Raw genomic sequence first — 12,311 nt, 5'->3', positions numbered from 1 at the left:
TTTTGGTAAATTTAGGATTAAAATAAGGAGGAGTTATGGAAAATAAGAAGTTGGATATAATTGTAAAATCGTGTGAAGATAAGAAGGGAACAGATATAAAGGTTCTTGATATCAAAGGTCTTAGTTCAATAGCCGATTATTTTGTAATAGTTAGCGGTAATTCTTCTAATCAGGTTAATGCTCTTGCAGATGAAATAGAAGATAAGATGAGTGAAGAAGGATATGAACTTTCAAATAAGTCGGGAAAAAATTCTATGAGATGGATTTTGCTTGATTATGATGATATAATAGTACATGTATTCCACAAAGATGAGAGAGAATATTATAATATTGAAAGATTGTGGTCAGATGAAGAAAATTTTAGAGTTAAAGAGGAGGAAGACTAATGAGCGTTAGATTAACACACACAGAAAAAGCACCGGCAGCAGTAGGTCCATATTCACAAGGAGCAGTAGTTGGAAATTTACTTTTTACTTCAGGTCAAATTCCACTAATTCCTGAAACCGGAGAATTGGTATCAGATGATATTCAAAAAGCTGCAAGACAAAGTCTTGAAAATGTTAAAGCTATAGTTGAAAATGAAGGTTCAAATTTTAACAAGGCTATAAAAGTAAATATATTTTTATCTGATATGAATAATTTTGCTGCTGTAAATGAAGTATATTCAGAATATTTTACAGACCATAAACCGGCAAGAAGCTGTGTAGAGGTAGCAAGATTACCAAAAGATGCTCTAATAGAAATAGAAGCGATAGTAGAATTATAATAAGTTTATAGAAGTCCTCCTAATTTAGGAGGATTTTTTGTTTATGTAAGAAAAAATTAAAGGCTTTATTTAAATATCAATATCTTATAATATATTTGTAAAAAGAATTTAAGTTAAATTAGAAATTTCCAAAAGAGATGAGAAAGTATACATTCTTATAAGTAGGATAGTAACAAATTATTTTGAGCATATACCGATTATATCGCAATATAAAAATAAGGAGCTTAACGCTCCTTATATGTTTATTAAGTTTACTTGATTCAGTTCAAGTGATTTTTGTATATCTATTATTCTTTGATTTGAAGAACCGCGAAAATGTAGGTTTAAGTCTTTTAATTCTTTTATAAACAATCCGTCAATCAATACATCACATAGGGATAAAAGTTCCTTTTTTAATTTATCGGATATCAATTGTTCATAGGTATATCCCGAATATATCCAAATACTTTTTTCTGAATTGGCTTTAATTTTTTTAACAATCGGTATTAAATCTTTAGTATTTTGGAATGGTTCACCGCCGAGAATTGTAAGTCCGCTTACAGATTCGTTTTTTAAATAATCTATTACCATTTGAGTTTCTTTTTCCGTCCAAACATTTCCAAAAGAAAAATCCTGGTATTCTTTGTTAAAACAATCAGGGCAATTATGAGTACAACCCGTTACGAAAAAGGTTGTTCTGATTCCGGGACCATTAGCTATATCAAATTGTCTTATTTGTCCATATTTCATTATATGTGAAGCACCCTACTGTTAATTTCTTTTGTCCTTCCCTCATTCCAGAAGTTTTCTCCAAGATATCCGCAAGTTCTTCTTACAACTGTAAGTGTGGCCTTATCTTTATTACCACATTGAGGGCATTCCCATTTATTTTCATCATTTAGCTTGATTTCTCCATCAAAACCACACTCGGCACAATAATCACTCTTTGTATTAAATTCTGCATATTGAATGTTGTCATATATAAATTTAACTAACGTTTCAAGAGCCTCAAGGTTATGTCCCATATTAGGGATTTCTACATAGGATATACATCCTCCGGTTGATCTGTCTTGGAATTTTGATTCAAAGGTAAATTTTTCAAATGCGGAAATATCTTCTCTTACATCAACATGAAAGGAGTTGGTGTAATATCCCTTATCTGTTACATTTTCAATTACCCCGAATCTATTTTTATCAATGGAGCAGAATCTGTGAGTTAGACTTTCTGCCGGGGTAGCGTATAATGTAAATTTTATTCCTATTTCTTCCGTCCATCTCTTAACGGCATCATTTAAATGATCCATTATTTTCATTGCAAATTCATATCCAACAGGATCTGTATGAGAAACACCTTTGGTTAATATTGTAGCTTCATATATGCCGATATAACCAAGAGAAACAGTTGAATATCCATTTAATAGCAGAGGTGCTATTGATTCATGTTTTCCAAGTCTTGCTATTGCACCGTGTTGCCAGTGTATTGGAGAAGAATCACTTGTTACATTTTTAAGATGTTCATATCTTATAACGCCTATTCTTTTTACAAGTTCTAATCTTTTTTCTAAGATTTCGAAGAATTTTTTTTCATCTCCATTTGCAAGTATTGCAACCTGGGGAAGATTTATAGAGCAAGCACCCATATTAAATCTGCCTTCAAATTGATATTGACCCTTTTCATTTTTCCACGCAGGTAAAAAAGCTCTACAACCCATTGGGCTAAATACATTACCTTCGTAATTATTTTTCATTTTTTTTGCACTTATATAATCAGGATACATTCTCTTTGCAGTACATCTTATTGATAGACTTGTTAGATAGTAGTACTTAGAATCTCGTCTTATATTGTTTTCATCAAGTACATATATTAATTTTGGAAAAGCCGGAGTTACATATACTCCTGCATCATTTTTAATTCCTTTAATTCTTTGTTTTAATATTTCTTCAATTATTTGTGCAACTTCGTCAATATAAGGATCATTATCTTCCAAGTGCATGAATAATGTTACAAAAGGTGCTTGACCATTTGAAGTCATTAGAGTATTTATTTGGTATTGAATTGTTTGAATTCCACTTTCTAAATCTTTTTGGGTCATTTTATTTGCCATTTTTTCAGCAAGTTCTACATCACCGAGAGTTTCAATTGCAAGATTTAGATTTTTCTCATAAGATTTTCTTAAGTATTTACCTAAACAAGAGATGTTTATAGATTGACCGCCATATTGGTTTGATGCTATTTGAGCTATGATTTGAGTCATTACATTGCAGGCAACTTGAAATGATTTGGGAGTTTCAATCATTTTTCCATTTACAACTGTGCCTTTATCGAGCATATCTTTCATGTTTACAAGACAACAATTAAAAATAGGTTGAATAATATAATCCATATCATGTATATGAATAGCTCCGCTGTCATGTGCCTCAACTAAATCAGCAGGAATCATTTTTCTTTTAGCTATGTCTTTTGAAACTTCTCCTGCAATCAAATCTCTTTGTGTAGATGCAATGATTGCATTCTTATTTGAGTTTTCATCCATTACATTAAAGTTTGTTTGGTTAAGAAGACCTAAAATTTCTTTGTCAGTGGTATTTTGTTCTCTTTTAAATGATTGAACTGATTTATATGATTCGTATGACCTTGCCGTTGCAGGATTATTGTATTGTATTAGCTTATAATATACTTGTTCTTCTATGTCATAAATTGATATTGCATCTTCTAACGTATTTGCATAATTTTCGATTTCTTTAGCAATAGTTTTTGCTTGATCTTCAATAAAAATTCCATTGCTTGAATGCATTGCTTTTTCTATTGCTATTTCAATTTTATTAGCATCGAAAGGTACTTTTACACCATTTCTTTTAATTACTTCTGTCATTTTAAACACCCCTAATTATTTTATGAAAATATTATACAATATGTAGTGTTTTATTTCAAGCGAATATTGAAGATATATACAATATATTGAAAAAATAATTACTTAAATAAGTTTAATAAAATAAATTATTTAAAATAAAATAAAAGGGTAGAAATAAAAAGGAGGTATTTTATGAAACTTACAATATTTTCAGATGCAGTATGTACTTGGTCATATGGTGAAGAAAAAGTACTTAGGGCGATAGATTATATATATTGCGGAAAAATTGAAATGGATAATATAATGGCGGGAATGATCTCCGATTATCACGATATACTTCCTATGAATATGAAAGATAATGATTCTGATGAAATGGCTAATAAAATTTTACTTCAAATCTGGCAAACAGGCTCTAATATTCATGGTATGCCTATAATGATAAAAGCACCGAATCTTTTATCAAGAAAAAATCCAAGTACAAATATAATAGATTGTGCTTTTATTGCTGCAAGAATAACGGAATTTTCGCTTTCAAATAAATTTCTTAGGAAATTAAGAGAAGCAACCATGTTAGATGGACTAAATACTATGGATGAAAATATATGTGCAGATATTGCACAAGAGATTGGTATTGATAGGGTAAAATTTATAGAAAATTTTAGAGATTTTTCAAAGGAAGAATTTTTAAATGACAGAATTGCAACATTTGATAGAAGAATGGTTACATTTCCAAATTTTATGTATGTGGATGAAAAGAAGAGAGAGCATGTAATCAGAGGATATAAAACTAAAAATCAGTTGATTGAATTTATAGATAAGTTTTCAAATTTAAAAAAGAGAGACATTATAGCTGATGAAAAACATATTTTGGATTTCATAAAGCAATATAAACGGGTTTTTAGGGTTGAATTGAAGGAAACTTTTGATATATCCGATATTGATTTAGATGAAATTTTGGAAAAGCTTGAAAGACAAGAAGCTATAATTAAAAGTGAAGTGGGAAATGGAATTGAATATAAAGAAAAATAAGCAGTTTATTACTGCTTATTTTTTATATATTCATCAATTTTTTCAGCTGCCGTCTTTCCGGCACCCATTGCTAAAATTACTGTTGCAGCTCCTGTTACAGCATCTCCGCCTGCAAAAATTTCAGGTCTTGATGTTTGTCCGAAATCATCTGCTACTATACATCCTTTCCTGTTTGTGTCCAAATTTTTTGTAGTTTGAGAAATTAACGGATTAGGGGAAGTTCCAAGTGCCATTATAATTGTTTGGAATTCTTCTTCGTATTCTGAGTTTGGTATTTGAATAGGACGCCTTCTTCCTGAATCATCAGGTTCTCCAAGTTCATTTTTAACACATTTAAGTGATTTTACCCAACCATCATCGCTGCCTATAATTTCTATAGGAGCAGTGAGCATTTCAAATTTGATTCCTTCTTCTTTTGCGTGATGAACTTCCTCAACTCTTGCAGGAAGTTCTGCTTCCGTTCTACGGTATAAGATTGATACATCGGCTCCAAGTCTTTTTGCAACTCTTGCAGCGTCCATTGCAACATTTCCGCCACCAATAACCGCAACCTTATTACCTACATTTATTGGGGTGTCATATTCTTTTTCAAATGATCTCATAAGATTATTTCTTGTTAAAAATTCATTTGCAGAATATACGCCATTTAAGTTTTCACCCGGTATATTCATAAAACTTGGTAATCCTGCACCTGAGCCTATAAATACCGCTTCAAAACCTTGGTCTAGAATTTGATCTATAGTTATTGTTCTTCCTATAATTATATCATTTTCAATTTTAACACCAAGGTTTAATAGATTTTTAACCTCGTGATTTACAACTTCATCCGGTAGACGGAATTCCGGTATTCCATATACTAAAACACCGCCTGCTTGATGTAGAGCTTCAAAGACAGTTACATCATATCCTAATTTTGCAAGTTCTCCCGCACATGTAAGACCGGCCGGTCCTGCTCCGACTATAGCTACTTTATGTCCGTTCGGTTCAGGTTTTTCATTTAGTTTTATGTTATTTTTTCTTGCATAATCTGCTGCAAATCTTTCTAATTTTCCAATTGCAACAGCGTCGCCTCTTTTTGTGAGAATACATCTTTGCTCACATTGAGTTTCTTGTGGACAAACTCTTCCGCAAACTGCAGGCAGAGCAGTATAGCGAGATAGAATTTCAGCAGATTTTCCAAATTCTGAATTTGCAATTGCTTTGATAAATTCAGGAATATTTATTGATACAGGACATCCGCCGACACATAGAGGATTTTTACAATTAAGACATCGCTTAGCTTCTATAACAGCTTCTTCTTCAGTATATCCGAGACACACTTCTTCGAAATTTTTATTTCTAATATTTGCAGGCTGTTCTGAAATAGGAGTACGTTTAAATCTATCAGCTTTCTCGTTTTCAATTTCTCTATGTTGTTTTTCAACGGCAATTTCAAGTGAACAAGTATGTTCCTTATTATCTTTTAATAATTTTTCAGGATTATTTTTGTACTGAGATTGTCTTTTTATAGCTGAATCAAAATCTACAAGATGTCCATCAAATTCCGGACCGTCAACACATGCAAATTTATTTACTCCGCCAATATTTACACGGCAAGCTCCACACATTCCGGTACCGTCAACCATAATAGGATTTAATGAAACTATAGTTTTTAAATTGTAGTTTTTAGTTGTTTGACATACAAACTTCATCATAATCATAGGACCGATTGAAACGCATATATCATATTTTTTATTTTCATTTTCGATTAAATCTACAATTTTATTAGTTACAAGACCTTTAAATCCATAGCTTCCGTCATCTGTTGTGATATATAAATTTTTTGATACTGCTTTTAATTTATCTTCTAATATTACAAATTCTTTTGATTTTGCACCTATTATTACATCTACATCAATCCCATGTTCGAAAAGCCATTTAACTTGAGGATATACAGGCGCAGTTCCGACACCACCTGCAACAAATAAATATTTTCTGCTTTTTAGAGTATTTAGATTATCTTCTATAAATTCTGAAGGATGTCCCAATGGACCTACAAAATCTGCAAAAGATTCATTTATGTTATAATTACATATTTTTTTAGTAGATTCACCAATTACTTGAACTACTATTTGGACGGTACCTTTTTCTTTATTGTAATCACAAATTGTAAGAGGAATTCTCTCTGAATATTTATCGGCAATTACAATAATAAATTGTCCGGGCTTTGCTGAAGCTGCAATGCGAGGAGCATATACATCCATTAAGTAGATATTTGGAGCAAGACACTCTTTATTCAAAATTTTATACATATTTACACCCCATTAATAATTTTATACAAATTAATTATAACACAAAAAAATAGCTTGGAAATTACAAATAAATAAAAGTTATCATATAAATTTACTAATTGCATATCGTTGATAAAACACTATTAAATAGTATTAAAAAAAATACAAAATAATATTTCGAAATACTAAATTAGTAAATGAAGTGTTATAATTAAAAAAATTTGACTTGAGCAATAACTGATAAATTCATTATATTATTAATTTAGTAATTTCCGTCTAATTAAAATAAAAAATATTGAATCTTAAATAAAAACAACACCATAATAAAAAATATTTAAAATTAGACTTTAATTAGACAATAAGATAGTATTCTATATTTAGTTTAATACATTAACAAGGAATTAAGGTATAGAGTATTATTGTGGGTGAAGAATATGATTATTAAAACAAAAGTAAATGGAATAGAATATGAGACCGATGTAAGTGAAAAATTAAGATTAATAGATTTTCTCAGAGATGATTTGAAACTGACAGGGACAAAAGAAGGATGTTCTGAGGGAGAATGTGGAGCTTGTACTGTCATAATTGATAAAAAGGCAGTTGCATCTTGTTTAGTTCTTGCAGGTCAAGTTGACGGTTGTGAAATTTTAACAGTTGAGGGCTTACAGCAAAATGGAGAGCTTGATATATTACAAAAAAAATTTATAGAACATGGAGCGGTTCAATGCGGATTTTGTTCTCCCGGGTTTTTGATGAGTGCAAAGGCGCTAATGATGAATAATGAAAATCCCACTCTTAATGATATAAAAAGAGCAATAGAAGGTAATATTTGTAGATGTACAGGCTATAAAAAAATTATCGAGGCTATTGATTCTGCAATTAAGGAGGGGAAATAATGTTTTATTCACCTAAAAATGAAATTGAGTTAAAAAATGTTTTATTGAATGCACCTGAAAATACATTTTTTATTGCAGGTGGAACTGATTTAATAATACATCTTAAAAAAAATAATATTACAGAATACAGCATTGTTGATTTGACAAAAATCAGTGATTGGAAAAATATTAGTGAAGACGAAGAATATATATATATAGGTTCTGTTGTAACTATGACAGAACTTTGTGAAAGTGAATTAATAAAAAATAAGCTTACTGCACTTTATAATGCAGCATATAATCTCGGCTCTGAACAAATAAGGAATAAGGCTACAATTGGAGGAAATATTGCCAATGCATCGCAGTCTGCAGATACTATGCTTACTATGTTTTCCTATGGAGCTGATATAAAAATATATAACCCTGAAAACGGTTTTAGGATTGTGCCTATTTACGATGTTGTAATCGGAAGAGAAAAAACATCTTTGACAAAAAATGAAGTTATATGCGAAATAATTATAAAAAAGAAAAATAGAATAAGTGCGTTTAGAAAAGTCGGTTCGAGAATTGCAGTAACAATATCAAAAATAAGTTGTGCAATGGATTTAGAAATGTCTGAGGATGTAATTTTAAATGCAAGTGTATATTTAGGAGCGGTCGGAGTAAAGCCGGTTGAAGCGAAACTTATTGAGGAAGAAATTTTAAATAAAAGGCTAAATGATATTGATATTACAAAAATACAAGAATTGGCATTTAGAGAAATTGAACTTGCAATTCCGACAAGATCTTCAAAATATTATAAAAGAATTGCAATTGAAGGTTTAGTTGAAGATTTATTGGGAGATTTAAAATGAGTCAATATAAATATATAGGGAAAAGTTTAATTAGAGAGGATTCCCTTAGTAGAGTTACAGGGAAAGCAAAATTTATAGGCGATATAAAAAAATATGATATGCTCTATGCAAAACTTGTTTTAAGTGAAAAGCCACATGCAAATATAAGTTTTGATTGTAGTGAAGCTATGAAAGTAGAAGGCATTCATTCTATTTTAACACATAGTGACTTGCCGCAAAAAATGTATAATTCAATGGAATGGTTTTCAGGTGTGTCAGGTTATAAAGATGAGTGTGTACTTAATGAAAGAGCAAGATATGTAGGCGATAGAATTGCAATTGTGATTGGAGAAACCAGAATTGCAGTTGAAGAAGCTATTATGAAGTTAAAGATAAACTATGAAGAATTGCCCGCAGTAATTGGCATTGATGAAGCAAAAAAAGATGAAATAGTAATAAAAAGAGATTCAAATCTTGCCTATGAAAAACATTTGGCGTGTGGAGATTTTGAAAAGGTATGCAAAGAAGCAGACTATATAATTGAAGACAGAGGTTCTACTCCAAGAACACATCATCTTGCCATAGAAAACCATGTTGCACTTGGAGAAATTGATGAATTTGGGAATTTGGTAGTGTCAAGCCCAAGTCAAATAGTTTTTGCAATACAAATGCATTTGTCAAATGTACTTGGAATTCCATATAATAAAGTTAGAGTTATAAAATCCTTGATGGGCGGTTCTTTCGGAGGAAAGCAACAACCTCTTTTAGAAATTATAGTTGGAGCTGTTGCATGGAAGTTAAAAAGGCCGGTCCTTTTATATATGGATAGAGAACAAAGCATAAAAGGAACATTTACAAGAAATTATATGAGGGTAAGTGTTAAAACTGCCATCAATAAGGATGGAACAATACTTGGTAGAAAAATATCTACTGAAGTAGACGGTGGAGCATATGATACGAACAATATAAGTATTACAAATGCTTTTGCAAAAAAATTATTCAGATTATACAAAATAAAAAATCAAGAATTTGAAGGTAGAGCATATTATACTAATGCAATTCCTGGAGGAGCATGTAGAGCGTATGGGGGACCACAGGCTCATGCGGTTTCAGAAATAAATATAACTAATGCTGCGTTAAAAATCGGGATGGATCCTTGTGAATTCAGGTTAAAAAATTTAATAGATCCATATGATGATGATCCTGTGGGCGGACCGAATCTTGGTAAAGCCGCAATAAAGGAATGCATCATAAAAGGAATGGAAGCTTTTGATTGGAAAGAAAAATTTAATCATATAAGGGAAAAGAATACGGATAGATATTCTTATGGAGTAGGAGTTGCTTGTGCAAGTCACGGTAATGGTTATCTTGGAGCTTTTCCGGATTTTACAAATATTGAAATGATTCTTTCCGCAGATGGAAGTGTATTGATAAAAAATGCTATACACGAGCAAGGTTGCGGTACGGTTGCATCTCTTGTACAAGTTGCGGCAGAGGAACTCGATCTTGACCCTAAAATGATTTCCATTCCTGAGGCTGATACGTTCATTTCTCCATATGATGCTGCAGGAACTCAGGCAAGTAGAGTAAGCTTTGTAAGTGGAGGAGCAATAATAGAGGCAGCTGAAAAATTAAAAGAAAAGCTTTTTGATACATTAGAAAAGGTTAAAAAACTAAATAAGAATGATTTATATATAGATGATGGATATGTATTGGTTAGAAATTCTGATGAAAAATATAGTTATGGAGAAATAGCGTCATTGAGGGAAAAATTTTTATTCGATCCTACTTCAGTATATGTACACCATGTACCAAAAGGAAATCCGGCTGCACTTGCAGCTTGTTTTGCGGAAGTTAAGGTTGATAAAAAAACAGGATTTGTAGAAATCGTAAAGTTATTAGCTGTACATGATATAGGGAAGCCTATCAATCCTATGCTGGTTGAAGGACAAATTCACGGAGGTTGTCAATTTGTCTTAGGAATGGCTATTTCAGAAGAAGTTGTAATAGATAAAGATGGATATGTAAAAAATGCAAGTCTATCAAAGTATCACACTTTAAATGCACAAGATATGCCTAATGTAGAGGTTATTTTAGTGGAAAGTGATGATGAAACGGCTCCTTACGGATTAAAAAGCGTAGGAGAATTATCAGCGGTTGCACCTGCTCCGGCAGTTTTAAATGCAATAAATCATGCTCTTGGAACTAATATTACCAATTATCCGGCAAATCCGGAAAATATTATAAAGAGCATAGAAAAATTAAGAGAGGAGGAATAAAATGGAGAAATTAATTTTAACAGGAGCTCCATTGACACTTGAAGATGTTTACAGTGTAGCATATTCTAACAGACAAGTTGAAATTTCTGATGATGCCGAAAAAAGAGTAAGAGATGCCAGACAAATTTTATTTGATATGGCAGCTGAGGGTAAGCCGGTATATGGATTAAACAGAGGTGTAGGTTGGAACAAAGACAAAGAATTTGATGAAGATTTTTTTGCAGCATATAATAAAAATTTATTAAACAGTCATTGTCTTGGTGTTAAACCATATCACCCGGATGAGCATGTAAGGGCAATTTTACTTTTAAGGTTAAATAAAGCTTTAACAGGACATACCGGAATATCTGCGGAATTGTTGCATCACTATAGAGATTTTCTAAATTATGGAATTCATCCGAGAATTCCTATGAGATCTTCAATAGGAGAGGCTGACATAACAACACTTTCTCACATAGGTCTTGCTTTTATAGGTGAAGAAGATGTAACTTTTAACGGAGAAGTTATGAATTCAACAGATGCTATGAACAAAGTTGGGTTAAAACCTGCAAAGCTTGGTCCCAAAGATGGTCTTAGTATAGTTTCTTGTAATGCACAGGGAGAGGCTATGACTGCAATTTTACTTAAAGAAATAGAAGATATAGTAAAAATGTCTACTATAATATTCTGTATGAGTTTAGAGGGCCTAAACGGCGTTATGGAACAGCTTAGAGAAGATGTTAATGAAGTTAGAGCGATCAAGGGTCAAGAAAAAGTTGCAAAAATGTGTAGAGAATACTTAGAAGGAAGTTATCTTCATGAATATGATCCTGAAAGAGCATTACAAGATCCATTAAGTTTTAGATGTGCCCATTCTGTTAATGGTACAATGTATGACGTAATGGAATATGTAAAAGAGCAACTTGGAATAACTATGAATACAACAGATGATAATCCATGCATAATAATAGATGAAAAATCATCATTTGTAAGTGCAAATTTTGAAATAACATCTTTGGCAATAGGAGTTGAAATGTTGGCAGTAGCGCTTAGTCATTTATCTAAATCTTCTTGTTACAGAATGATAAAATTGGCGGATCCTGCATTTACTAAGTTGAATAGATTTTTAACACCAAAGGAAGTTGAAACAATAGCTTTTGGAACTATTCAAAAGACATATACAATGCTTGATACTCAAAATAGAGGACTTGCAAATCCTTCATCTATGGATTTTTATTCTCTTGCCGGAACAATAGAAGACCATGCAAGTAATTTACCTCTTGCTTGTTATAAGATTTTCCAAATGCTTGATAATATAAGATATATTATCGGTATAGAGGCAATGCATGCAGCACAGGCAATTGACCTTAGAGGAAATAAGAAACTTGGAAAGACTACTTCGCTTGCATACAAGGTAATTAGAGATGCGGTACCTTTCTATGATAAAGA

Annotated in this window: 10 protein-coding genes; 7 read left to right on the top strand and 3 right to left on the bottom strand. The window is 31.7% G+C overall.

The window, feature by feature from the left end:
• Positions 1 to 35 precede the first annotated feature (35 nt).
• Both rsfS and HMPREF0629_RS05530 read left to right on the top strand, forming a co-directional pair.
• Positions 36 to 386, top strand: coding sequence for a ribosome silencing factor (gene rsfS, locus HMPREF0629_RS05535; protein WP_009222364.1), 351 nt, complete (start codon positions 36 to 38; stop codon positions 384 to 386).
• On the top strand, positions 386 to 766 hold the full coding sequence (locus HMPREF0629_RS05530; protein WP_009222363.1) for a RidA family protein: 381 nt from the start codon (positions 386 to 388) through the stop codon (positions 764 to 766). Before rsfS ends, HMPREF0629_RS05530 begins: the two co-directional genes overlap by 1 nt.
• 234 nt (positions 767 to 1,000) lie before the next feature.
• Here HMPREF0629_RS05530 and nrdG read toward each other — a convergent pair whose 3' ends face one another.
• Both nrdG and nrdD read right to left on the bottom strand, forming a co-directional pair.
• On the bottom strand, positions 1,001 to 1,495 hold the full coding sequence (gene nrdG, locus HMPREF0629_RS05525; protein ID WP_009222362.1) for an anaerobic ribonucleoside-triphosphate reductase activating protein: 495 nt from the start codon (positions 1,493 to 1,495) through the stop codon (positions 1,001 to 1,003).
• Positions 1,495 to 3,618 carry an anaerobic ribonucleoside-triphosphate reductase gene (gene nrdD, locus HMPREF0629_RS05520; protein WP_036728508.1) on the bottom strand — a complete coding sequence of 708 codons (2,124 nt, stop codon included), beginning with the start codon at positions 3,616 to 3,618 and terminating at the stop codon, positions 1,495 to 1,497. Before nrdD ends, nrdG begins: the two co-directional genes overlap by 1 nt.
• 171 nt (positions 3,619 to 3,789) lie before the next feature.
• Between nrdD and HMPREF0629_RS05515 the strand changes: the two genes are divergently transcribed.
• Positions 3,790 to 4,626 (top strand): DsbA family protein, encoded by an 837-nt coding sequence (locus tag HMPREF0629_RS05515; RefSeq protein ID WP_009222360.1) that lies wholly within the window; start codon positions 3,790 to 3,792, stop codon positions 4,624 to 4,626.
• 8 nt (positions 4,627 to 4,634) lie between these two features.
• Here the strand turns inward: HMPREF0629_RS05515 and HMPREF0629_RS05510 are convergent, their stop codons facing one another.
• Complete coding sequence (locus HMPREF0629_RS05510) at positions 4,635 to 6,917, bottom strand: bifunctional dihydroorotate dehydrogenase B NAD binding subunit/NADPH-dependent glutamate synthase (RefSeq protein WP_009222359.1); 2,283 nt, start codon at positions 6,915 to 6,917, stop codon at positions 4,635 to 4,637.
• Positions 6,918 to 7,330: 413 nt separating this feature from the next.
• Between HMPREF0629_RS05510 and HMPREF0629_RS05505 the strand changes: the two genes are divergently transcribed.
• The 4 genes from HMPREF0629_RS05505 to hutH all read left to right on the top strand — a co-directional run.
• Positions 7,331 to 7,792 (top strand): (2Fe-2S)-binding protein, encoded by a 462-nt coding sequence (locus HMPREF0629_RS05505; protein WP_036728514.1) that lies wholly within the window; start codon positions 7,331 to 7,333, stop codon positions 7,790 to 7,792.
• A complete protein-coding gene (locus tag HMPREF0629_RS05500) occupies positions 7,792 to 8,625 on the top strand; it encodes a xanthine dehydrogenase family protein subunit M (protein WP_009222357.1) in 834 nt (277 codons plus the stop codon). The genes HMPREF0629_RS05505 and HMPREF0629_RS05500 overlap by 1 nt, the downstream gene beginning before the upstream one ends.
• Entirely contained in the window at positions 8,622 to 10,883 is a 2,262-nt protein-coding gene (locus tag HMPREF0629_RS05495; RefSeq protein ID WP_009222356.1) for a xanthine dehydrogenase family protein molybdopterin-binding subunit, read from the top strand. The genes HMPREF0629_RS05500 and HMPREF0629_RS05495 overlap by 4 nt, the downstream gene beginning before the upstream one ends.
• 1 nt (position 10,884) lies before the next feature.
• The coding region (gene hutH, locus HMPREF0629_RS05490) for a histidine ammonia-lyase (RefSeq protein ID WP_009222355.1) at positions 10,885 to 12,311 on the top strand (1,427 nt) is incomplete at its 3' end.

The sequence above is a fragment of the Peptoniphilus sp. oral taxon 386 str. F0131 genome, from assembly GCF_000090945.1.
Classification (GTDB): Bacteria; Bacillota; Clostridia; order Tissierellales; family Peptoniphilaceae; genus Anaerosphaera; species Anaerosphaera mikwangii.
Note: the sequence above shows the minus strand (reverse complement) of the source record. Positions and strands in the feature narration are given on the sequence as shown.

Coding starts and splice junctions, on each gene's coding strand:
- rsfS (WP_009222364.1), top strand. CDS start 36: ATGGAAAATAAGAAGTTGGATATAATTGTAAAATCGTGTGAAGATAAG.
- HMPREF0629_RS05530 (WP_009222363.1), top strand. CDS start 386: ATGAGCGTTAGATTAACACACACAGAAAAAGCACCGGCAGCAGTAGGT.
- nrdG (WP_009222362.1), bottom strand. CDS start 1,495: ATGAAATATGGACAAATAAGACAATTTGATATAGCTAATGGTCCCGGA.
- nrdD (WP_036728508.1), bottom strand. CDS start 3,618: ATGACAGAAGTAATTAAAAGAAATGGTGTAAAAGTACCTTTCGATGCT.
- HMPREF0629_RS05515 (WP_009222360.1), top strand. CDS start 3,790: ATGAAACTTACAATATTTTCAGATGCAGTATGTACTTGGTCATATGGT.
- HMPREF0629_RS05510 (WP_009222359.1), bottom strand. CDS start 6,917: ATGTATAAAATTTTGAATAAAGAGTGTCTTGCTCCAAATATCTACTTA.
- HMPREF0629_RS05505 (WP_036728514.1), top strand. CDS start 7,331: ATGATTATTAAAACAAAAGTAAATGGAATAGAATATGAGACCGATGTA.
- HMPREF0629_RS05500 (WP_009222357.1), top strand. CDS start 7,792: ATGTTTTATTCACCTAAAAATGAAATTGAGTTAAAAAATGTTTTATTG.
- HMPREF0629_RS05495 (WP_009222356.1), top strand. CDS start 8,622: ATGAGTCAATATAAATATATAGGGAAAAGTTTAATTAGAGAGGATTCC.